21 protein-coding genes are annotated in these 22,459 nt (G+C 39.9%); 5 read left to right on the forward strand and 16 right to left on the reverse strand.

Annotated elements, in window-relative coordinates:
* Positions 1-34 precede the first annotated feature (34 nt).
* Entirely contained in the window at positions 35-1,888 is a 1,854-nt protein-coding gene (locus ESB04_RS04390) for an ABC transporter ATP-binding protein (RefSeq protein ID WP_129026506.1), read from the reverse strand.
* Between the two features lie 72 nt (positions 1,889-1,960).
* On the opposite strand from ESB04_RS04390, the gene ESB04_RS04395 reads away from it, so the two are divergent.
* The gene (locus tag ESB04_RS04395; protein ID WP_129026507.1) at positions 1,961-2,902 is read left to right on the forward strand and encodes a glycosyltransferase; all 942 of its coding nucleotides are present in this window, start codon (positions 1,961-1,963) and stop codon (positions 2,900-2,902) included.
* Here ESB04_RS04395 and ESB04_RS04400 read toward each other — a convergent pair.
* From ESB04_RS04400 to ESB04_RS04420, 5 genes are read right to left on the reverse strand one after another with little or no spacing between them, the layout of a single operon-like run.
* Complete coding sequence (locus ESB04_RS04400; RefSeq protein ID WP_129026508.1) at positions 2,892-3,782, reverse strand: glycosyltransferase family 2 protein; 891 nt, start codon at positions 3,780-3,782, stop codon at positions 2,892-2,894. The genes ESB04_RS04395 and ESB04_RS04400 overlap by 11 nt on opposite strands.
* Positions 3,782-4,660 (reverse strand): glycosyltransferase family protein, encoded by an 879-nt coding sequence (locus ESB04_RS04405; protein ID WP_129026509.1) that lies wholly within the window; start codon positions 4,658-4,660, stop codon positions 3,782-3,784. Before ESB04_RS04405 ends, ESB04_RS04400 begins: the two co-directional genes overlap by 1 nt.
* A gap of 4 nt (positions 4,661-4,664) precedes the next feature.
* Positions 4,665-5,156 carry an NADH-quinone oxidoreductase subunit C gene (locus tag ESB04_RS04410; RefSeq protein ID WP_129026510.1) on the reverse strand — a complete coding sequence of 164 codons (492 nt, stop codon included), beginning with the start codon at positions 5,154-5,156 and terminating at the stop codon, positions 4,665-4,667.
* A gap of 9 nt (positions 5,157-5,165) precedes the next feature.
* Positions 5,166-5,678, reverse strand: coding sequence for an NADH-quinone oxidoreductase subunit B (locus ESB04_RS04415; RefSeq protein WP_129026511.1), 513 nt, complete (start codon positions 5,676-5,678; stop codon positions 5,166-5,168).
* A 2-nt stretch (positions 5,679-5,680) separates the two neighbouring features.
* Positions 5,681-6,415 carry a gliding motility-associated C-terminal domain-containing protein gene (locus ESB04_RS04420; protein WP_129026512.1) on the reverse strand — a complete coding sequence of 245 codons (735 nt, stop codon included), beginning with the start codon at positions 6,413-6,415 and terminating at the stop codon, positions 5,681-5,683.
* 69 nt (positions 6,416-6,484) lie between these two features.
* Between ESB04_RS04420 and recG the strand changes: the two genes are divergently transcribed.
* The gene (recG, locus tag ESB04_RS04425) at positions 6,485-8,578 is read left to right on the forward strand and encodes an ATP-dependent DNA helicase RecG (protein ID WP_129026513.1); all 2,094 of its coding nucleotides are present in this window, start codon (positions 6,485-6,487) and stop codon (positions 8,576-8,578) included.
* A gap of 8 nt (positions 8,579-8,586) precedes the next feature.
* On the opposite strand, the gene ESB04_RS04430 is transcribed toward recG, so the two are convergent.
* Entirely contained in the window at positions 8,587-9,156 is a 570-nt protein-coding gene (locus ESB04_RS04430) for a YqgE/AlgH family protein (protein WP_164969596.1), read from the reverse strand.
* Positions 9,157-9,196: 40 nt separating this feature from the next.
* On the opposite strand from ESB04_RS04430, the gene folK reads away from it, so the two are divergent.
* On the forward strand, positions 9,197-9,685 hold the full coding sequence (gene folK, locus ESB04_RS04435) for a 2-amino-4-hydroxy-6-hydroxymethyldihydropteridine diphosphokinase (RefSeq protein ID WP_129026515.1): 489 nt from the start codon (positions 9,197-9,199) through the stop codon (positions 9,683-9,685).
* Here the strand turns inward: folK and ESB04_RS04440 are convergent.
* Positions 9,680-10,324 carry a sterol desaturase family protein gene (locus ESB04_RS04440; protein WP_129026516.1) on the reverse strand — a complete coding sequence of 215 codons (645 nt, stop codon included), beginning with the start codon at positions 10,322-10,324 and terminating at the stop codon, positions 9,680-9,682. The two genes, folK and ESB04_RS04440, sit on opposite strands and share 6 nt — an antisense overlap.
* A 74-nt stretch (positions 10,325-10,398) precedes the next feature.
* Entirely contained in the window at positions 10,399-11,562 is a 1,164-nt protein-coding gene (bshA, locus tag ESB04_RS04445) for an N-acetyl-alpha-D-glucosaminyl L-malate synthase BshA (protein ID WP_129026517.1), read from the reverse strand.
* Between the two features lie 91 nt (positions 11,563-11,653).
* Here bshA and purN point away from each other — a divergent pair, with 91 nt between their 5' ends.
* Positions 11,654-12,220, forward strand: coding sequence for a phosphoribosylglycinamide formyltransferase (purN, locus tag ESB04_RS04450; RefSeq protein WP_129026518.1), 567 nt, complete (start codon positions 11,654-11,656; stop codon positions 12,218-12,220).
* A gap of 3 nt (positions 12,221-12,223) precedes the next feature.
* Here the strand turns inward: purN and ESB04_RS04455 are convergent, their stop codons facing one another.
* From ESB04_RS04455 to carB, 7 genes are all read right to left on the reverse strand, one after another.
* A complete protein-coding gene (locus ESB04_RS04455; RefSeq protein WP_129026519.1) occupies positions 12,224-13,648 on the reverse strand; it encodes a TolC family protein in 1,425 nt (474 codons plus the stop codon).
* A gap of 1 nt (position 13,649) precedes the next feature.
* Positions 13,650-16,769 carry an efflux RND transporter permease subunit gene (locus tag ESB04_RS04460; protein ID WP_129026520.1) on the reverse strand — a complete coding sequence of 1,040 codons (3,120 nt, stop codon included), beginning with the start codon at positions 16,767-16,769 and terminating at the stop codon, positions 13,650-13,652.
* Between the two features lie 9 nt (positions 16,770-16,778).
* Positions 16,779-17,903: an efflux RND transporter periplasmic adaptor subunit gene (locus ESB04_RS04465; RefSeq protein ID WP_129026521.1), complete on the reverse strand. Its 1,125-nt coding sequence runs from the start codon at positions 17,901-17,903 to the stop codon at positions 16,779-16,781.
* 1 nt (position 17,904) lies between these two features.
* Entirely contained in the window at positions 17,905-18,177 is a 273-nt protein-coding gene (locus ESB04_RS04470; protein ID WP_164969597.1) for a hypothetical protein, read from the reverse strand.
* 91 nt (positions 18,178-18,268) lie between these two features.
* Complete coding sequence (locus tag ESB04_RS04475; RefSeq protein WP_129026523.1) at positions 18,269-18,589, reverse strand: hypothetical protein; 321 nt, start codon at positions 18,587-18,589, stop codon at positions 18,269-18,271.
* A 73-nt stretch (positions 18,590-18,662) separates the two neighbouring features.
* Positions 18,663-18,911 carry a hypothetical protein gene (locus ESB04_RS04480; RefSeq protein WP_129026524.1) on the reverse strand — a complete coding sequence of 83 codons (249 nt, stop codon included), beginning with the start codon at positions 18,909-18,911 and terminating at the stop codon, positions 18,663-18,665.
* A gap of 18 nt (positions 18,912-18,929) precedes the next feature.
* Positions 18,930-21,758 carry a carbamoyl-phosphate synthase large subunit gene (gene carB, locus ESB04_RS04485; protein ID WP_129026525.1) on the reverse strand — a complete coding sequence of 943 codons (2,829 nt, stop codon included), beginning with the start codon at positions 21,756-21,758 and terminating at the stop codon, positions 18,930-18,932.
* Between the two features lie 208 nt (positions 21,759-21,966).
* Here carB and ESB04_RS04490 point away from each other — a divergent pair, with 208 nt between their 5' ends.
* Positions 21,967-22,458 carry a dihydrofolate reductase gene (locus ESB04_RS04490; protein WP_129026526.1) on the forward strand — a complete coding sequence of 164 codons (492 nt, stop codon included), beginning with the start codon at positions 21,967-21,969 and terminating at the stop codon, positions 22,456-22,458.
* The last annotated feature ends 1 nt before the right edge of the window (position 22,459 follow it).

Below are 22,459 nucleotides of genomic sequence, written 5' to 3' on the forward strand. Positions count from 1 at the left end.
TTCTAAATGGAATTACTAATGAAATCTTGATAAATCAAGCATCATTTCCATGACTATGATTTTTCGGATGACTCAATTTCGCGTAAAGTCCTTTAGGCTGACTGATTAGTTCTTCATGTGTCCCTCTCTCTACTATTTTCCCCTTTTGAATGACCAATATTTGATCAGCATGCTGAATGGTACTCAGTCGGTGTGCAATCACCAACACCGTCCTATGCTTCATCAAATTGGTAAGTGCAGCTTGTACTAATTTCTCAGATTCATTATCTAATGCGCTGGTAGCTTCATCTAAAATTAAAATAGGAGGATTTTTTAACACCGCCCGAGCGATTGAAATGCGTTGCCTCTGCCCTCCCGATAACTTAGACCCTCGGTCTCCAATCACTGTTTGATATCCATCCGGGCTTGCCATGATAAACTCATGGGCATTGGCAATTTTAGCCGCTTCTTCTACTTCCTGCTGACTTGCCTGAGTTCCAAAGGCAATATTATTGAAAATGGTATCATTGAATAAAACAGATTCTTGAGTTACTATCCCCATCATGGAACGCAAATCTTCCAAAGGCACTTGTTTGATGGGTACGTCATCAATCAAAATTTGACCAGCCATGGGATCATAAAAACGAGGAAGCAAATCAGCTAAGGTAGATTTACCTCCACCCGATGATCCTACCAAAGCAATCGTTTTCCCCTTGGGTAATTCAAAGCTTATTTGATCTAGAACCAATTTATCTGACTGATAGGAAAAACTCACCTGATCAAAAATAATACTGCGTTCCAACTGCCTCTTGGAAATAATTGGCTCTTCTGCTAGGATGCTCGGCTGTGTATCCAATATTTCGATAATCCTATCTGCGCTTGCAACCCCACGTTGAATGCCACTAAAGGCATCAGCAATGGCTTTGGCTGGTCGCATAACCTGAGAAAATGTAGCAATAAAAGCAATAAAGGTGGAAGCACTTAATTCACCCTCGCCTGAAATCACCAAAGTACCTCCATACAGCAAAATGCCCGTAACCACCAAAACACCCAAGCTTTCTGAAACAGGTGAAGTCAATTCTTGTCGGAATACCATTTTCAACAAAGAGTTACGATATTTTCCATTCTCCTGTTGAAATCGTTCATCCATCATGGGCTCCGCGCGGAAGGCTTTCACCACACGCATAGCACCAAATGTCTCATCTAATAAACTAATCAAGCCACTTAAATGCTGTTGCACTTCTCCTGCTGCCCTTCTTAGCCTCCTAGTTATGGTAGCAATTACTCCACCCGAAAGTGGCAAAATCATAAGTGAAAATAATGTCAGCTTGACCGACATGCTGGCTAAAAAGACAAAAAATAAGACCAATGAAAATATTTCTTTGAAGGTGGCTGTGAAAGCTCGACCAATACTATTCTCCACTTCTTGTACGTCCGTGGTTAAACGAGACATCAAATTCCCCTTCTTTCGATCACTAAAATAGCTTAAATCCAAGCGAATTGCTTGTTCAAAAACCGCTTGACGTAAGGAAGCAATGGTATCTGCCTCGACCGTCTTTAACACTCTTTGAGAAAAATAGCGAAAGATATTGGACAAAATCACGGATATCATGATGGCCCCACAAGCATACTGCAATGCTCCAATCCGTCCATATTGTTCCAAAGCCCCATAAAAATAATGGTTGAAGGCAAAGGAAAAATAACTTGGTGAAAAACTGAATTCAGGCAAATTTCGATATAAAGTAATATTAGCAGTACCAGCTTGATTAAATAATACATTCAATAATGGAATCAGCAAGGTAAAATTTAAGATACCAAACAAACTGGCCAACAATGAAAAACCAAAATAAGGAAAGATATACTTCCGAATGGAGACTGCGTAACTAAGTAATCGGAGATAGGTTTTCAATGATAAACTTTCTTAAATTTAGGCCAAATTACTATAATTTTAATAAACTACTTTAGAATTTATACCCTTTCCATGCCCTCCTCCAAGAATAAGAGCCAGATTCCGCCATTGATCTCTATCGTTATGGCTTGTTACCAAGGCGAGAAATTTATCGAAGAACAGATTCTATGCCACTTGGATCAGGATTATCCAAACCTAGAATTTATTTATGTTGATGATGCCTCATCTGATAATACTTGGTCCATTTTACAACAATTCGCACAAAAAGATAGTCGCATTAAAATTTATCAAAACTTAGAAAACTTAGGGTACATTGGGTGTTTTGAGCATGCCATCCAGCTGGCTCAAGGGGATTGGATTGCTCTCTCAGACCAGGACGACCGCTGGAAAAGTCATAAAATAAGTCGATTATATGAATCCATAAGTACTTTCTCTCTTATTTACTCGAATTCTCAGTTGATGGATGAAAAGGGCAATCTGTTGGCAACTAGAATGTCTGACATCAAAAATCAAATTTCTTATCATTCGCCATTGATGTATACTTTTGGTGCCTGGGCGCCAGGTCATAGCATGTTGTTCCGAAAAAACATCTTGAAAACAGCTTTCCCTTTCCCTCGTTTTGTTTCTCATGACTATTATATCGGATTTCTAGCTACCTGTTTTCAAGGCATTACTTACTTGCCCGAAGTTCTGGTGGATTACAGGCAACACAATCAAAACGCCATCGGAGCTAACCTGAAAACGGCTCCCAAATTGTATCAAACAAGAAAACAGCGTGATAAACGTATACAACAGCGCGTTCAATTGCTGGCCGAGATCTGTCCCCAAGAAAAAAAAGAGGAAAAAGAAGTACTGCTGATGCTTGCCTATGATTTTTGCTCCAAGAGTTTACTGCACCGATTCCGCAGAATGTACTTAGTCATGAAATACCGAGATAGCATGCTGGCCTACAAGAAAAAAGGGGCCTTGGGTAAATGGCTATACCCATTTAAATTACTGTTCGCTATTTATTAAACCATAAACGCCATCGATAATACCCGTTTTTCCAATGAACCCAAAAGGGTATCCATTTTTTCTCCAAAGGGCCTGTAAAGGGCTTACCTCTTTGTAAATAATATTTAGAAAAAGTACCTGAACTCATACCCCAAGTACGAATAAATTGATAATAACCTTTATTTTGTTTAACTCGCTTGACCGAAATTGAACCAAAATGGTACACACGACTTCGCGCTACCCCTTTAAATAGCCGCACTCCTGCCTGCCATAATTTCATGGAAAAATCTGGATCTGAATACATTCCAGGGGAAAATTCTATACTATAACCTCCTACCTGATCCCATAAATCCTTATGCACCACATTGGGTGGCCAGGTACTTCCTTGCCAATCCTTTTTTTCCCAATGGTTCCACTCTTTCAACAAACGCTCTTCATCGAAATTGGCTAAAGTAGTTCCATAATTTTGCTCAATCGAGCAATTACTTTGAGCACTAGGCTCAATCATGGTGGCTGATATAAAAAAATAATGATTGGGACAGCTTAAAACCTCCTCTTTCAATATTCCATCCCAATTAGGTAAGACGTACATGTCGTCATTTAGATACAATAGATAGTCTGCAGTGGCCAATTTACGCATGGCGTTCATGGCATAACAAACTCCTACATTTTCATGGCTATAGGAATAGGTTATATCTCCTTGCGCTTGAATCCATTCCAAGGTTCCATCAGATCCTTCATTGATATGCACCACCAATTGGTAGGAAGTAGTAGAATGTGTCCGAATGCTGCGAATGCAATTTTGAAGAAATGCCAAATTGTTCCAAGTAGGAATCAAAATTGAAAAAAAAGGTTTATCCTCAGAATTAGCAGGCGAGAAATAGGAAATTTGTGGCTCCATCAGTCGATTATTCGATAATTTCTATATTCCCCAATCCGCTTTCCAGTCCAATCCTCTATTTGTTGTAAAATCTTTCTTCTCCAACTCATCCGCTTCCTCAGCTCCTTAGCATCCACCTGAAAAGGCCAATTCTGCTGAGCTATTCGGTCATGCATAACCTGTGGATGCGTACCCTCAAATCTGGTCAATCTTTCGGCATTGCCATAGTCGAATTGATAATTTGGAGGAACATTGGCAGCTAACCAATCGTCATCATGATAAAATTGGGTGAAGTTTCTAACCTTATTATTTAAACCCTGAGGAGGTTTCACCCAACCATAATGGTATATACATGCCGGAATATGTTTCACAAACATCTTTCTCCCATCCTTCCTGAAACCTTGCGCATCCTTATAAGAGTGTACAGCTGAATTAAATCTCACGACCCTAATTTCTCTACGGTACCAACGCCTAGAAACGGCCACAAAATCATAGGAACCGTAAAAATGACGGTAATTGAATAGTAAACCTTCCACCTTTTCATCTGACAAATAATGCTCCATACACTGTTTGATGATAGGCAAATCATCCTCATGAACGCATTCATCTCCTTGAATATAAAATGCCCAATCGGTATCTGGAGAAATGGCAGCATAAGCCTTGTCCGTCTCCAAGGCAAAGGTCCTCCCTCCTTCCCTTTGGCTTTCATCCCAAACCGTTTCTACAATCCTGATTTTAGGTGAAGCTATCGATTGAATTAAGGCTAAAGTGTCATCTTCTGATTGACCAACGGCCACCACCATTTCTTCACAAATGGGCAAGATGGAGTTAATCGCTTCCAAGATCGCATAATCATTTTTGATTGCATTTCGAATGAAAGTAAATCCTGCTATTTTCATTCGCTTAGTATTTTACCTTAACTCCATGGTAAGTATCTGGGTCATCATAGTCCTTTCTTAAAGGATGACCTTTCCAATCTTCTGGCAATAGAATTCTTCTTAAATCAGGATGATCTTTGAATTTAACTCCCACCAAATCATAAGCTTCCCGCTCGTGCCAGTCGGCCGTTTTCCAAATATGAGAAATAGTCGGCACTTCAGGCAAAGCTCCTGCTGAATCCAAGCGAGGCAATTCTAAACGAAGATGGCAAGTCAGGTGGTTTGGAATAGAATATAGGGTATAAATAATTTCCAAGGTACCTGCCTCAAGGCCATTATCTATGGCTGTCAAGCAGGACAATGAGTCAAAATAGGTGGCCGGATTACGCCATAATAAATCGCAAACAGGTACCAATTCATCCACACCTAAGGTCAACTGGCCTCTTGGCTCATCCATGGATATACTTATCCCCAAATGCTGTTCAATTAATTCTTTGATGGCTGATATGGAGTTCATGGGAATTTCTTAAGAGATAGCTTCCAAAATTCGGGCAGGGACCACTAAACTTTCCTTTTGGATTTTTTCCTGCAATTTGATAATCCCTCCCAATAATGCCTCTGGCCTCGGTGGACAACCTGGCACATAAACATCCACAGGAATAATACGGTCAACCCCCTTCACTACATGGTATCCATGGTCCCAGTAAGGGCCACCACAATTAGCACATGAACCCATGGAAATTACATAACGAGGCTCAGGCATTTGTTCATACAATCTGCGTATGCGGTCAGCCATTTTAAATGTAACAGTACCCGCCACAATCATCACGTCAGACTGCCTAGGGGAAGGACGAGGAAATACCCCAAATCGATCCAAATCATATCCAGAAGCAAAGGCTTGCATCATTTCGATAGCACAACAAGCTAAGCCAAAACTCATAGGCCATAAAGAGCTTGCCCTAGCCCAATTCAGCAAGTCTTCCACTTGACTGATAACAAATCCCTCTGACTGAAACTGCTGGTCTAATAAGCTCTTCATATTTATCTTAAAATAGTTAGATTACCATAAATAGTACCATATTCCTCACTTGGAGTGATTTTATACATATAAGTTCCAGATGGTAAATCCTTCCCATTAAATTTCCCTTTAAAAGGTCTCTCTTCATATTGATAACCAGTACTCTCAAAGACCGGCTGACCCCAACGATCAAATATAACTATTTGGGCATCAGGATAATTGTATAAATAATCGATAAACCACTCGTCATTGGTATCATCTGAGTTAGGCGTGATGACATTGTAAGGATGTATTTTCACTAAAATCACCACATCGATGGTGGCAAAACTCTGACAAGCTAGTCCAGTCGTGGCATCCTTTCCTACACCCGTAATGTAATAAGTCAAAGTGAAACTAGTCCCCTCTAAATCTTGATGACTTTGAATGATTTTCTTGATATCGAAGGTCGTATTTAGTTTGGTCGTATCTGTAATACCTATTTCCTGTCCACGATTGGTTCCAGCTAGAGTCCAAGTCCATTTGATGTCCGCATTTTGGGCTCCATTCACAGGAATTGGAACGGGATCTGGATAGGGTTCATTTTTCAATATATTGGGAGAAAAAACCACCACTTTTTTTTCTGTGGCTACCCATACTGGACACTGTGCCCAAGAAGCGTATGAAATACCCAACAAAAAAATAACAACCAATAATTGCCTAATGAAGGTGAATGAAGGGTTCTTACATCTAGAAATTAATAAAGTGCTTGTTAAAAACATAAAGCTTGAAAAATTCTCCCTAAGGTTTTGTAAATATACCTAAATTCACAAAATTTTTGTTGATAGCCCATGACCCATTTTTTTGAAACAGATTTAGCTTTGTTACGCGGAATGACACCTGCCCGACTTAGCTTGCTTCAATCTGAATTGGGGCTATTCACTTATGGCGACCTCATTCAATATTATCCTTTTCGCTACGAAGACCGAACTGCCATTTATCCTATTGACCAAATCACGGAACAATTGGAGCATTCCCAGTTTATTGGACGCATTCGCTATAAAGAAAAAATTGGTCAAGGACCTAAGCAAAGACTAGTAGCTCAATGCTGCGATGAAACAGGCTGCATAGAACTGGTTTGGTTTCAAGGCATCAAATGGCTTGAAAAAACTTTAACGCCAGGAGTTGATTATTTATTTTATGGAAAGCCCACCAGTTTCAATGGACAGATTCAAATAACCCACCCTGAAATGGAGGTCTACAAGGGCAAAGCCAACAATGATACCTATTTTCATCCCGTTTATTCCCTGACTGAAAAATTAAGGAAAAAGTACATCGACAGTAAATTGATTGCCCAACTTCAAAAGAACCTGTTACAAGTCGCCTTCCCTTACATTCGTGAAACCTTGCCCACCGAGATCATACAACAATTTAAACTGATTTCTAAGCAAGAAGCACTATACCACATACATTTACCGCAATCGGAAAATTGGTTACGTCAGGCTAAAAGAAGACTGAAATTTGAAGAACTATTTTATAATCAACTCCGCTTGATTAAACAGAATTTAGTTCGAAAAACAGCTTTTCCAGGACAGGTTTTTTCCTCGGCGGCCTTGTTGACCAATTTTTATCAAAATCACATGCCATTTGAACTCACAGGAGCACAAAAAAAAGTGATTCGTGAAATTTTTCATGACATGAAATCGGGTCAACAAATGAACCGCTTGTTGCAAGGCGATGTAGGTTCTGGCAAGACCATTGTGGCATTTATAGCCATGTTACTGGCCATTGATAATGGTACGCAAGCCTGCCTGATGGCCCCTACTGAAATATTGGCAGACCAGCATTTTCAGGGCTTAAAAAAATTAGCCGATTTATTGAATATTCGTATTGCCAAATTAACCGGTTCTACCAAAAAGAAAGACCGACAAATCCTCCACGAGGAATTGGCTTCTGGCCAGATGCAAATACTGGTAGGTACACATGCCATTTTTGAAGATGTCGTTCAATTTCATAACCTTGGCTTGTGCATCATCGATGAGCAACATCGCTTTGGAGTGGCGCAGCGAGCTAAACTTTGGGATAAAAACAAAAAAACACATCCTCATGTAATGGTCATGACGGCCACTCCGATTCCTCGTACGCTAGCCATGACCTTGTACGGAGATTTAGACATTTCCATCATCGACGAGCTTCCAGCAGGTAGAAAAGCCATTCAGACTATCCACCGCTACGACAGTCACCGTCTGCAGGTTTTTGGTTTTATCCAAAATGAAATCAACAAAGGCCGACAAGTGTACATTGTCTATCCGCTGATTGAAGAATCTGAAAAAATGGACTTCAAGGATTTAATGGATGGATTTGAGAGTATCTCTAGGGCATTCCCAGAGGTTCCTATCGGTATATTACATGGTAAAATGAAAGCCGCAGACAAGGACTTTGAAATGGCTCGTTTTGTGAAAAATGAAACCAAAATCATGGTCGCCACGACGGTCATTGAAGTAGGGGTGAATGTACCAAATGCCACCATTATGATCATTGAAAGTGCGGAAAGATTTGGTTTGGCCCAATTGCATCAATTACGCGGACGAGTGGGCCGCGGTGCCGAGCAAAGCTATTGCATCTTAATGACGGATTACAAATTAAGTGCCGATACCAAAAAACGTATTGAGACCATGGTACGGACAAACAATGGCTTTGAAATTGCTGAGGTGGATTTACAGCTTAGAGGACCAGGAGATTTGGGTGGTACAAGACAGAGTGGGGCAGTAGATTTAATGATTGCTGACTTGGCCAAAGACGGGGAAATCTTAAAAGTTGCCAGAGAAACAGCTCATAAAATCCTAGAAGAGGATCCTCAGTTAATCGAACCCAAACATCAAATGATTCGTGAACAAGTGGTCCATCAACGCAAGGATACGACCAATTGGGCTAAAATAAGTTAATCGGAAACTTAATTTAAATTGGGATCATCAGGGTAGGTGGAAAGCACCCGATAATCTCCTCCTTTATCAAACAATACTTTTCGCCAAAGCTGGGTGCTGGGTTCATCAAATACGTAATCCGCCTTGGCAGGATGTAACATCCAAGCATTGGATTTCACTTCCCGCTCCAATTGTCCTGCACCCCAGCCTGAATAACCTATAAAAAATTTAATCTCATCAAAGCCTAATTCTCCAGCCACCACTAGTTCAATGGCTCTTTCAAAATCTCCAGACCAAAAAATACCCTCGCCCAATTCCAGCCCCTCCGGAATTAAATCCGGTCTTCGATGGACAAACTGCATGATGGTTGGATCTACTGGACCACCCAAATAAATAGGCACTTCCTCCATCATCTTTTCGTCCATATAGGAATCCAACACGATTTCCTGCCTTTGATTCAATACCAAGCCAAAGGAATGTGAGGAAGAATGTTCACATAACAATATCACCGACCTGTGAAAAGAAGGATCATCCAAAAAAGGTTCCGATACTAGTAAGATACCAGCTTTCAATTCCAAGGGAGCATTTTTCTTAGGCATATAAAAGAAATTTGTAAGTTTGTTAGAAATGAATTCGCCTATGGCCACCAACATTTACCTCTCTTTAGGGGGCAATCTAGGAAATACCCTTGAAATTTTTAAAAAAGTCTATCCAATTATTGAAAAAAAAATAGGGGTAATTCTACGATATTCTTCCATTTATCGTACTAAAGCCTGGGGAAATACCGATCAAGCTGACTTCTTAAACCAAGTAATTCAGATAGAAAGTTCATTAAGTCCGCAAGAATTACTCCAGAAATTGTTGGCGATAGAATCCGAATTAGGCCGAGTGAGAAAACAACCCTGGGAAGCTCGAATCATTGATCTGGATATTCTCTTCTATCAAGATCAGATTATACAAGAAAGTCATTTACAGATTCCTCATCCCTATATTTCGCAGAGAAAATTCGTGTTAGTTCCCCTAGCAGAAATTGCTCCCACCTGGGTGCACCCAATTCTTGAAAAAGATATTAGAACGCTACTCGATGAGTGCCCAGATCAATCCTTGGTCACGCCTTTAGAATTATAGATTCTCCTGAACTTTGTTTTTGTCCATGGTATCCATGGTGCCAAATACATAATCCCAGATGGGAGAAGAAACTCCAAATACGGCATTCCCATCCTTATAATGATGCACCGCATGATTTACCCATAACATCTTAAAATAATTTTTAGGAGGAGGATAAGCATGTACACAATAATGCACTAATAGGTAGGAAGCATAACCCCAAATGAATCCAGGGAAAAAGGCAAAAGCATATTCACGTAAAGCGAAATAGCTGATGGAAAAAAGCAATGCCACTACCAACACCGCAATAACCGGCGGCATGGCTAATCGGGACTTATCTTTGGGATACTCATGATGCACTCCATGAGCAATGTATTGAAACTTCGATCTAGCCTCCGTAGTAGGTTCAATGTGATAAATACTACGATGCACCCAATACTCGATGAAAGTAAATCCAAAAAATCCAATCAAAAACAAAGTCAGAATGACCAAATTATCTAATACGGCAAAGCTGAAAGCAAAATACAAAAGAACCATACCCGTAAGAAAAAATAAAGTCACCGGAATGGCTATATGAGTTCTAGAGAGTCTTTCTAGGATGGGATTTTCAAACAATTGTTTGGAACCCGAGTGTTTCGGACGTATAGTTTGTTTTTCCATATTTCGAATTTTTAGAAAAAAATCGGAATCGAATGTAATGTTAACTTAGGCTTTAGTCACAAAAATACGACAATCTATTCGCTATCCAAAAGATTCTGAGTAGGGAATTTCCAACTTTGACTGATAATTCTTTGGTAATAATTTTCGTAAAGTGGCAAAATTTTCTCAATGTCAAATAGCTTCGCTCTTTCTAGGGAATTTTTCTTCATTTGAGTCAATAGGGCTTCGTCAGAAAGTAGCTTAATGGTATTTTTAGCCATATCCTCCACATCACCGATTTCACTCACAAATCCCGTTTCCCCATGGATATTCACCTCGGTAATTCCACCGGCATTAGAAGAAATAACAGGCACCTCGCAAGCCATCGCTTCCAAGGCAGCCAAGCCAAAACTTTCCTTTTCAGAGGTTAAGAAAAATACATCTGCTAAAGAAAGAGCCTCCTCGATGGTATCTAATTTTCCCAGAAACCGCACGTCACCCTGAACTCCTAAATCACGGCACAAAACCTCTATAGCAGAGCGCTCAGGACCATCACCCACCAATAGCAATTTGGAAGGAATCTTTTTACGAACCTTTTCAAAAACATGTATGATATCCTCGATTCGCTTCACCTTCCGAAAATTGGAAGTATGCATCAAGAGTTTTTCCCCATGAGGACAAATGGCTATTTTAAAATGTTCTTTAGCTTGTTTCTTAAAACGCTTTAAATCGATGAAATTGGGAATAACTTCTATGGCACTTAATATCTCAAATTCAGCATAAGTATCACTTCTCAAACTTTCTGAAACCGCAGTTACCCCATCCGACTCATTGATAGAAAACGTTACCACAGGTTCAAAGGAAGGATCTCTACCTACCAAAGTAATATCCGTACCATGCAAAGTCGTAATAATGGGTACATGTATACCTTTATATTTTAAAATTTGCTTAGCCAAATAAGCAGCCGAGGCATGGGGAATAGCATAGTGCACATGTAACAAATCCAATTTTTCATTGATGGTTACATCCACCATTTTGCTAGCTAATGCTGACTCATAGGGTAAATATTGAAACAATGGATAGGATGCCACACTTACCTCGTGATAGAAAATATTTTCAGAGAAAAAATCCAAACGAGGGGGCTGGGTGTACGTGATAAAGTGCACCTCATGTCCGGCAGAAGCAAGAGCCTTTCCTAATTCGGTGGCTACTACCCCACTACCTCCATACGTTGGATAGCAAATAATTCCTATTTTCATGTTACTATTATTACCTGAAGAACAAAACTTGATATTTTACCTAAAGGTTCCGCAATATGGGCTAAATTTGTAATATATTAATTCATCCAGCTTGAAAAACATTGTCATTTTTGCCTCAGGTTCAGGTTCCAATGCGGAAAAAATTGTCCAACATTTCCAAGACACAAACTTGGCAAAAGTAGTCCACATTTATTGCAACAACTCCGAAGCAGGGGTCATCCAACGCGCTGAAAGACTTCAAATTCCATGTCGAGTATTCACCAGAGAAGAATATAAAAACGGCACTATTTTAGACGAAATCAAGGCCTTAAATACCGACCTCATCGTTTTGGCTGGTTTTTTATGGTTAATACCTGGCAGTTTTGTTCAGGCATTTCCTCAGCGAATCATCAATTTGCACCCTGCCCTATTACCTAAGTTTGGGGGCAAAGGCATGTATGGGCATTTCGTTCATGAAGCAGTGAAAGAAGCGAGAGAAAAAGAATCAGGTATCACCATTCACTATGTTAATGAGCACTATGATGAAGGAAACATTATTTATCAAAGCTCATTTAAAATTGACCCAGACGATAGCCCTGAGGATATCGCCCGAAAAGGTCAAATTTTAGAGCACAGGGATTTTCCTGTCGTGATAGAAAAATTGATTAAAAAGCTATAATAACTACCAGCCTCCACCTAAAACGCGGTAAAGCTGAATAGCATGTATCCATCGCTTTCTAGAAATTTCCAACAACTCAAGCTCGGAGCGCAATGCGTTTTGCTGTGCGGTTAATACCTCCAAGTAATTGGCCTTGGCGGTCGTGAAAAGCGTACCCACTGTGGCAATGGCCCCTTTGGTCAGCATCACTTCTCGCTCTTTCAGCTGATCCATTCTTTGCAAATAAGCCAAAGACTTCACTTGGGTATCCCATTCCAAAAAGCCTTTCAATAAGGCATTTTGATAGGCTAAGTCCAAGGACTTCCAACGAGCATTCTCTCGATTAATATTAGAATATAGTGCCGAACGATTTAACCAAGGGGTCGTTAAACCACCTATCAATTGATATGCCATCGTAGAAGGTAGTTGGAATAAATATTCAGGTCTAAAACCTTGTACACCTAGCATACCGGATAAAACCAAAGATGGTTTCAAGGCCAATTCGGCACTTTCTTTATTCAATAGCTGGGCTTCTAACTCCAATTTAGCTTGACGAATATCTGGCCTTCTTTCCAATTGATCAATCTGGATTTGAGCATACATGGTGCTATCCAAAGAACAATTGAATGGATATTGGGATCGAACAATCTTTTTGTTGGGAGAATTTAACCAATATCGTAATTGGTTTTCCAATTCCGTGATTTGTTGTAAAACTAAACCTTCCTGCGCCCTTGAATTCAGCCATTGTGCTTCCAATTGCTGAACGGCAGATTCATTAACTACTCCCGCTTCCTTTTGAATTTTCACTAAACTCAAAGCACTATTTTGAATAGCTATATTGGTTTTTAAAATATCCAATTCTTGATCTAATGCCACCAATTGGCCATACATGCCGGCCACTTCAGATACCAAAGATGTAATATACCATTGCTGACCGGCCTCCGTAGCCAAATACCTCAAAGCACTCGCTCGTTTGCGTTTAGAAAGTTTCCCCCAAAGGTCCACCTCCCAAGAAGATTGTAAGCCAATCATGTAATCAGGCAAATGCTCCGGGATGATTTGATCCTTAGAAATATTGGGAGAAAACTGGGTATCAAAATTACCCACCCCATCCATGGAATATTTACTGAATCTCCGTAAGCTAGGTTGAACTACCCCTGCTACCGTTGGCTTCATTGCCCCACGGTCAAAAGTATATTGGGCACGGCTCATGGCCAGATTTAAAAAACCTATCTTAATATCATTGCTTCTTACTAACACTGAGTCGATGAGCTGCACCAACAAACTATCCTTTTTCCAACAAGCCTCAACGCTTGTTACGGATTGTCCAGCATCCCTTAATCGATAGGAATCCAATTCAGCATCCACTTTACGTGCATCACGAAAGATAGCTTGCTGACAAGAAAGCAAACTCATGGATAAAATACTTATTATGACTACTAGACGCATATTAGACCTTAGATTTAGAAAATTTAGCCGAGATACTAGCAAAAACCACAAACAAGCCCGGAATTAATATCAATCCACCTATCGTTCCCAAAATCATCCCTCCCGCAGAGGCAGTACCAATGGTACGATTACCAATGGCACCTGCACCACTGGAAATCATCAATGGAATTAGACCGGCCACAAATGCGAAAGAAGTCATCAATATTGGACGTAAGCGAGCAAATGCTCCTTGTTTGGCAGATTCAATAATACTATAACCTTGCCTCATTTGCGCCAGAGCAAACTCCACAATCAAAATGGCATTTTTACCCAATAGACCAATCAGCATAACCATAGCCACTTGCGCATAAATGTTATTTTGAAGTCCGAAAACCTGCAAGAACAAATACACTCCAAATGCTCCCATAGGCAAGAATATCAACACAGGGAAAGGCATTAAAAATGACTCATACTGGGCAGATAGCAGCAAATAAACGAATACCAAACAAATGATAAAAATGAAAATAGCTTGATTCCCCGCTAAGAACTCCTCCCTAGTCATACCCGACCACTCAATGGTATACCCACGAGGTAAGTTTTTGGCGGCTTGTGCCTGAATCTCTTTCAAAGCTTCTCCCGTACTAAATCCAGGTGCTGGCTCACCGTTTACCATAGCAGAAGTAAACATATTAAAACGAGTCAATTGTTCCGGACCGTAAACTCTTCTCATTTTCATGAAAGAAGAATAAGGCACCATTTCTCCGTCTTTATTTTTGGCATAAAACTTCATCACATCATCCGGATGAATACGGTAACTTGGGTCTACTTGTACCATTACTTTATACATCTGACCAAAGCGAATAAAATTAGTAGCATAGAAACTTCCCAACAATGTTTGTAAGTTGTCCATGGCCGTCAATACATTCACCCCTTTTTGTGCGGCGGCGGCTTGGTCTACTTCCAACATATATTGAGGAAAAGTAGGGTCAAAGCTGGAGAAGGTGTTCTGAATGGCGGCAGATTCATTTAACTTCTTGGCAAAATCTAAGGTCACGGCGGAAAGCTTTTGCAAGTCGCCACTACCCGTTCTATCTTGCACTCTAAACTCAAAACCTGAAGCATTTCCAAAACCAGGCACGGCTGGAGGGGGGATTAATTGGATACTCGCCTCCTTGATTTCTTTAGTCTTTTCCCGAATCTCTTTTACGACCTGATCTAGATTCTTATCGCGCACTTCCCAGGGCTTTAATGTCACAATACCCATACCAAAAGAGGCACCGCTTCCGTCGGTCAACAAGCTAAATCCTGCCAAACTGGAGAACGATTCGATAGCTGACACATTCTTAATTTGACTATACACATCATCCATCACTTTCTCCGTTCTTTCCAAGGTAGCCCCTGATGGAGTAGTAACATTGACATATAATGTACCTTGATCTTCTGTCGGGATAAAACCTGTCGGCACTTCGCGAACTAAAAATACGGTAGCTACAGTGAAAATACCCAAGGTTCCCCAAAGAATGGTTCTTCTATGGATAATGAATTGAACAACGCCCAAATACTTATGAGCAATTTGCTCGTAGCGTTTATTAAAAGCTAAGAAAAAACGACCTAAGAAATTTTTGTTATCTAAATGCGGAGCTTTCAACAACAAAACGCATAAAGCAGGCGTTAAGGTCAATGCCGTCAATCCAGACAAGGCAATGGAAATAGCCATGGTCACAGAAAACTGTCTAAAGAATACGCCGACTGGACCAGATAAAAAGGCTACAGGCACGAAAACAGATACCATGACTAAGGTAATGGCCATGATGGCTCCAGAGATTTCTGACATTGCCTCTTTCGTGGCCTCCAGTACCGTCATGTGCTTTTCTTCCATTTTGGCATGGACAGCCTCCACTACCACAATGGCATCATCCACCACAATACCAATGGCCAACACTAAAGAAAATAGGGTCAATAGATTGATAGAAAAACCAAAAAAGAGCATAAAACTAAAGGTTCCTACCAAGGAAACTGGCACCGCAATAATGGGCACCAAGGTAGCCCTCCAATCTTGAAGGAATATAAACACCACCAACGCCACCAATAAAAAGGCTTCTAATAAGGTCTTGATTACCTCATGGATAGATGCATCCAAGAAACGAGAAACGTCATAACTGATGGTGTAACCCATACCGGGAGGAAAAGTACTTACTTTCAATTCCTCTAAACGTTTCTTTACCGTAGCAATTACTTCGGCGGCATTGGAACCAGGTCTTTGCTTTAACAAGATAGCGGCAGATGGTTTACCATTTTCTTTAGACAAAACATCGTAATCCAAAGATCCGAATTCAATGTCTGCCACGTCTTTTAATCGAAGAACTTGTCCCGATTCTGTGGACTTAATAATTAAATTCTCATATTCCGAAACTTGCGTAAACTTACCCGTGTAACGAAGCACATATTGTAAGGCTTGCGCTCTTTTACCTGAACTCTCACCAATTTTTCCTGGTGCAGCCTCCACGTTTTGGCTTCTCAAAGCGGCTACCACGTCATCTGCGGATAACTTATAAGCAAATAAGCGGTCAGGATGTAACCAAACACGCATGGCGTATTCTCTTTGTCCCATGATATCTGCAAAACCTACCCCGTTGATACGCTTTAGTTCTGGCAACACATTGATATCCGCAAAATTGTAAATGAATTTTTCATCGATGCTGGTATCTGAACTTAACAAGTTCACATACAACAGCATACTATTCACCTCTTTCTCTGTTACCACACCGGCTTTAATTACCTCTTCTGGTAACTCGTCTAACACGGTCTGCACCCTGGTTTGAACGTTAACTGCGGCAATATCAGGATCTGTCCCAACTTCAAAATATACTTGAATGATGCTAGTTCCATCGTTACCAGAAACTGAGGTCATGTAAGTCATCCCAGGCACCCCATTGATGGCACGCTCGAGAGGAGTTACTACGGCTTTCGCACAAACTTCCGCATTGGCACCCGTATATTTGGTGGTAACTGTAACCGCTGGCGGAACGATATCAGGGAACTGTGTAATGGGCAATTGCTGCATGGAAATCACTCCCAAAATGACAATGAAGAGTGAAACCACAATCGCAAGAACCGGTCGTGTTATGAATTTTTGTACCATGGCTCCAGCTTAAAGGGTTTTAGATTTTTCCAAAATACGACGCATGGGAATAAATTCACCCTTGATCTTTTGGCCTTGTTTAACCAATTGTATCCCTTCTACTAGAACAGTATCCGCAGAACTGAAACCTTTTACTAAATAAAAGTGCGGCATCCGAATTTCAGGAACTAAGCTTTTCATCTTTAAAATTCCAGATTTATCTTTGACAAAAACGTAGTTTTTTTCCTGAATTTCGAATACCGCCTTTTGTGGTAACAACCAATAACCCGTCACTTTTTTCGGCATTTGAACACGACCCGAAGAACCATGTCTCAGCAATTTTTCAGGGTTATCAAACCGGGCTCTAAATGCAATATTACCCGTGTTTTTATCAAACTCTCCTTCAATCGTTTCCACTTTACCTACATGAGGATATTTGTCTCCATTAGCTAATAATAAGGAGACAGTCGCATTACTTTTAAAGCCTTCACCTAATTCAGCAAATGCCAAATACTCCTTCTCCGAAACATTAAAGTAAGCAAACACATTCTTCGTGTCTGATAAAGTAGTCAATAAAGTACCCTCATCTACTAAGCTACCTGATTTGAACGGCAATCGGTCTACTACTCCATCAAATGGCGCCCGAATGGAAGAATATTCCACACGCAATTGTGCGGCTTTCACATGGGCTTCAGCCTCTTCTTTTTTGGCTTTTAAACCATCTATTTTGGCAAGAGCAATAGCTAATTGGTTTTTAGCAATCACATTTCTATCGACCAATAAACGGGTATTAATCAATTCCAATTCCTCGGCTTTTAAATCAGCAATGGTTTGATTCAATACAGATTTGGCACGCATCACTTCGGCCAAATATTCCGAATTATTAATGGTAAACAAAATCTGTCCCTTTTTCACTGACTTCCCTTCATCCACATGTATTTTATCTAAATACCCTTTCACCCGAGCTCGTATTTCTACGTTATTAATGGCATGAATATCTGCCACAAACTCCTGGGATACAGTAGTATCTAACTTTATGGGCACGCTGACTTCCAAACTGGAAATCTCTTGATTACTAGATTCATTTTTTGTGCCACATGCTTGCAAAAGAAGAAATCCCGTACAAAACGCTAATAGCTTACTCGCTTGATTCATGTTACTTTTCTTTAGTTTGGGCTACCGCCTGCTGTTTATAAGAACTTCGTTCAAGTCCTTGATTCACTGGTACTTTTTGTTCGATTAAAGTTTCTCTTGTTCTATATTTCGGAGTTTCATTACTTACTTGATTTGAATACTCCTTATTTACTATTTGAACTACTTTAGGCTCGGATTTTAAATTTTTGTTTAGTTGTGCTTTATAATTAGCCGGTACTTGGCTAACTCCTAGGTGCGCACAACACACGCCCAAGATTAGCATGAAAAATTTCATTTGAATAAATTTTTTAAAGGTGTACCAAAGCAATTGATGCTTGACATACCTGTTTCAAGAAATGATTTTGTTTTGTTTCTATCGGATGGGCTTATACCAATCCTTGCGGAGGAGGACTAACCATGTCTAATGATATGTCCTGATATGAATGATCCTTAGTAGGAATAACAAGCTCAATAGCCAGTAAATGAAAAAACTGGTCTTGTAAGGGGGGCTGTAGAAGAAATGCGAAACCCTCTTCTTCTATATCTTGAAGCTCATCTGAAGACGAACCTTCAGCTTCGATGTCTGAGAACTGTTCTACCAAAATCTTGGATACCTCATGAGATTTTTTGATGGTGCTAATTAGTAAACCGTCGTTTATCATTAAAACGGCTAGCAAGAAAAAACACCATGTCAACAATTTCCTCATGCAGGTAAGTAATAATTTTACACTTATAATTCAGTTAACCAAAAAAACAGAAAATCGTTCAAAAAATAAAAAATTAATCTTTAATTTCTTCAAAAGGCACATAATCACCTTCATCTACCTTAGGTGATCTTGTCTTAGTCTTAGCTTGTGGGGGAACAAAATCAACATCAATGCTTCCCTCTCGCTTGGTCGTCTTTTGACGATATGCCTGTTCAGATTGCTGCCTGTGAACTTGAGTAATGATATAACTCTTAAAAAGCAATTTGAACAATGGCCTAATGACGTAAATGAACAAGAAAATAAGTCCTAATATCTTTAACATCTTTTTGTTTTTTGTCTACTAACGACTCAAATACAAATTTCGTTCCCCATACACTTTTCTAAAAAATTCATCCTTCAAATCTTCAATAAAGTAAATGGCTTCACCTGTAGATTTCATCTCAGGACCTAATTCCATATTGACATTCGGAAATTTATTGAAAGAAAATACAGGAATCTTAATTGCGTATCCTTTCTTAACAGGCTGGAAGTTAAAATCTTTCACCTTCTTATCTCCCAACATTACCTTGGTGGCATAATTAACATAAGGCTCTTGGTATGCTTTACAAATGAATGGTACTGTTCTAGAAGCTCGCGGATTAGCTTCAATGATGTAAACCACCTCATCTTTCACGGCAAATTGGATATTCAATAAGCCCTTTGTCTTAAGTGCTACTGCAATCTTCTTTGTATGATCTTCAATTTGCTTGATGACATTCTCAGATAAATCAAATGGAGGCAATACTGAGTGAGAGTCTCCTGAATGAATACCAGCCGGCTCAATATGTTCCATAATTCCAATGATGTACACATCTTCCCCATCACAAATGGCATCCGCCTCTGCCTCAATGGCATTTTCAAGGAAATGGTCTAACAAGATTTTATTGCCTGGAATATCACGTAAAATATCTACTACATGCTGTTCTAACTCTTGCTCATTGATGACAATTTTCATGGATTGACCGCCCAAAACATAACTTGGACGAACTAACAATGGATAGCCCAATTCACGACCTAAAAGCACGGCATTGTCTGCATCTTCACAAACACCAAATTTAGGATATGGAATATCTAAGTCTTTCAATAAACTAGAAAATGCTCCCCGATCTTCCGCTAAATCCAAGGCCTCAAAGGATGTTCCTAGAATTTTAATGCCATACTTGGATAATTTTTCTGCCAATTTTAAGGCGGTTTGGCCTCCCAATTGTACAATTACCCCCTCCGGCTTTTCATGTTGAATGATATCGTACACATGCTCCCAAAATACAGGCTCAAAATATAATTTATCAGCAATATCAAAATCCGTAGAAACCGTCTCTGGGTTAGAATTTATCATGATAGTTTCGTAACCCGCCTCTTTGGCTGCTAGTACCCCATGTACACAGGAATAATCAAACTCAATTCCCTGGCCGATTCGGTTAGGGCCAGAACCCAAAACAACTACTTTTTTACGATCTGAGGATTTAGACTCATTGTCCATGGAATCCGTACTTTGTCCAAAAGTAGAATAATAGTAAGGGGTTTTTGCCTCAAACTCCGCCGCACAAGTATCTACACATTTATACAAACGCTTGATTCCTAAACCATTACGCTTATCATATACCTCAGACTCCAAACAACGTAAGGCATGAGCAATTTGGCGATCCGCAAATCCTTTGTGCTTCGCTTCCTCCAATAAATCGGTAGGAATAGTCGCTATGGTATAGCGTTCCATTTCCTTTTCTACTCGAACTAAGTCTTCAATTTGGTTTAAAAACCACTTATCAATTTTAGTTAATTGCTGAATGGTCTTAAATGAGATACCCATTTTAAAGGCATCGTACACGTGGAATAATCTATTCCAAGATGGATTTGCCAAAGAATGCATGATCGCATCTTGATCTCTTAATTCTTTACCATCTGCACCTAGTCCATTGCGTTTAATTTCCAATGACTGACATGCTTTTTGCAAGGCCTCCTGGAAATTACGACCGATACCCATGGTTTCACCTACCGACTTCATTTGAAGTCCTAAAGAACGGTCAGCTCCTTTAAATTTATCAAAATTCCATCTCGGAACCTTCACAATCACATAATCCAATGCTGGCTCAAAATAAGCTGAGGTGGTACCTGTTATGGCATTACTTAACTCATCTAAATTATAACCAATGGCCATTTTAGCAGCAATTTTAGCAATTGGATACCCCGTTGCTTTAGAAGCTAATGCAGATGAACGAGAAACACGCGGATTAATTTCAATGGCAATGATCTCATCCGTTTCAGGATTAAGAGCAAACTGTACATTACATCCACCTGCAAATTTACCAATGGCATTCATCATCATGATGGCCATATCACGCATCCTTTGGTAGACCGTATCTGGCAAAGTCATGGCAGGAGCCACCGTAATGGAATCTCCTGTATGAATACCCATTGGATCAAAATTCTCAATGGAACATATGATAATGACGTTCCCTAAATTATCTCGCAATAGCTCTAATTCATATTCTTTCCAGCCCATAATAGACTGCTCCACCAATACCTCATGTGTAGGAGATGCATGTAAGCCTTTGTTTAAAGCTGCATCGAAATCTTTGGGATCATTCACAAATCCACCTCCCGTTCCTCCCAAAGTGAAGGAAGGACGAATAACCAAAGGGAATCCCGTTTCCTGAGCAATCTCTTTACCTTCCAAAAAGGAACGAGCCGTTCTACCTTTACATACACCCACACCTAATTCCAACATCTTCAAACGGAATTTTTCACGATCCTCCGTGGTTTCAATAGCCTTGATATCTACCCCAATGATCTTCACGCCATACTTTTCCCAAATTCCAGCCTCATCACAATCAATCGCTAGATTTAGGGCCGTTTGACCTCCCATGGTAGGTAAAACTGCATCCACTTGATGCCTCTCCAAAATATGAATGATGGAGTTCTTATCTAGAGGTTTTAAATACACATGATCGGCATTCATAGGATCCGTCATGATGGTAGCTGGATTCGAATTGATGAGGATTACTTCAATTCCTTCTTCACGCAATGATCGGGCAGCTTGAGAGCCAGAATAATCAAACTCACAAGCTTGACCAATTACAATAGGACCAGAACCGATAATAAGAACGGAACGGATGGATAAGTCTTTTGGCACGGGATAAATTTATTTTGTATCAAGAGAAAACAAATTTTAAGACCTTTACACTTAGGCTCAAAAATTGTACAAAGTTAGTCGTTGAAGCCCATATTGGGAAACGTTATCGAAAATAAAAATTAGGAATTTTGCGGATTCAGACCATTTACTTGATTTGATTTCCTTTCGTCCCATTATTTCCCGTAATTTTGATAAAAATTAAAATCGCGTGATCAAAATAATCGTGGCTTGTGACGAAAAAAACGTCATCGGTAAAAACAATCAGCTGATTTGGCACCTACCTGCCGACTTGAAGCATTTCAAAAATTTGACTATGGGACATTCCATCATCATGGGAAGAAAAACCTTTGAATCCATAGGCAAGGCACTCCCAAACCGCAATAATTTAGTAGTAAGTCGCCAAAGCCACCTAAATGTGGATGGAATCATATTATGCCACTCTTTAGAAGAAGCTATTCTAAAAGCCAAAAGCCTTTCGCGCGATGATATTTTCATCATTGGTGGTGCCGAGATATACCGACAAGCCCTTCCACTTGCTGACCAAATTATCCTCACTCGCTTACATGATTATTTTGATGGAGATGCCTTTTTCCCCGAACTTCCCAGCGAGCAATGGGAAGTCATTCATGCTGAAAGAGGAATCACGGATGAGAAAAATCCTTATCAATACAGTTTCATGACTTACCAAAAAATCTCATAGC

Origin of the sequence: Aquirufa rosea (genome assembly GCF_004118285.1) — a bacterium.
GTDB classification, from domain to species: Bacteria; Bacteroidota; Bacteroidia; order Cytophagales; family Spirosomataceae; genus Aquirufa; species Aquirufa rosea.

Coding starts and splice junctions, on each gene's coding strand:
- ESB04_RS04395 (WP_129026507.1), top strand. CDS start 1,961: ATGCCCTCCTCCAAGAATAAGAGCCAGATTCCGCCATTGATCTCTATC.
- ESB04_RS04400 (WP_129026508.1), bottom strand. CDS start 3,782: ATGGAGCCACAAATTTCCTATTTCTCGCCTGCTAATTCTGAGGATAAA.
- ESB04_RS04405 (WP_129026509.1), bottom strand. CDS start 4,660: ATGAAAATAGCAGGATTTACTTTCATTCGAAATGCAATCAAAAATGAT.
- ESB04_RS04410 (WP_129026510.1), bottom strand. CDS start 5,156: ATGAACTCCATATCAGCCATCAAAGAATTAATTGAACAGCATTTGGGG.
- ESB04_RS04415 (WP_129026511.1), bottom strand. CDS start 5,678: ATGAAGAGCTTATTAGACCAGCAGTTTCAGTCAGAGGGATTTGTTATC.
- ESB04_RS04420 (WP_129026512.1), bottom strand. CDS start 6,415: ATGTTTTTAACAAGCACTTTATTAATTTCTAGATGTAAGAACCCTTCA.
- recG (WP_129026513.1), top strand. CDS start 6,485: ATGACCCATTTTTTTGAAACAGATTTAGCTTTGTTACGCGGAATGACA.
- ESB04_RS04430 (WP_164969596.1), bottom strand. CDS start 9,156: ATGCCTAAGAAAAATGCTCCCTTGGAATTGAAAGCTGGTATCTTACTA.
- folK (WP_129026515.1), top strand. CDS start 9,197: ATGGCCACCAACATTTACCTCTCTTTAGGGGGCAATCTAGGAAATACC.
- ESB04_RS04440 (WP_129026516.1), bottom strand. CDS start 10,324: ATGGAAAAACAAACTATACGTCCGAAACACTCGGGTTCCAAACAATTG.
- bshA (WP_129026517.1), bottom strand. CDS start 11,562: ATGAAAATAGGAATTATTTGCTATCCAACGTATGGAGGTAGTGGGGTA.
- ESB04_RS04455 (WP_129026519.1), bottom strand. CDS start 13,648: ATGCGTCTAGTAGTCATAATAAGTATTTTATCCATGAGTTTGCTTTCT.
- ESB04_RS04460 (WP_129026520.1), bottom strand. CDS start 16,769: ATGGTACAAAAATTCATAACACGACCGGTTCTTGCGATTGTGGTTTCA.
- ESB04_RS04465 (WP_129026521.1), bottom strand. CDS start 17,903: ATGAATCAAGCGAGTAAGCTATTAGCGTTTTGTACGGGATTTCTTCTT.
- ESB04_RS04470 (WP_164969597.1), bottom strand. CDS start 18,177: ATGAAATTTTTCATGCTAATCTTGGGCGTGTGTTGTGCGCACCTAGGA.
- ESB04_RS04475 (WP_129026523.1), bottom strand. CDS start 18,589: ATGAGGAAATTGTTGACATGGTGTTTTTTCTTGCTAGCCGTTTTAATG.
- ESB04_RS04480 (WP_129026524.1), bottom strand. CDS start 18,911: ATGTTAAAGATATTAGGACTTATTTTCTTGTTCATTTACGTCATTAGG.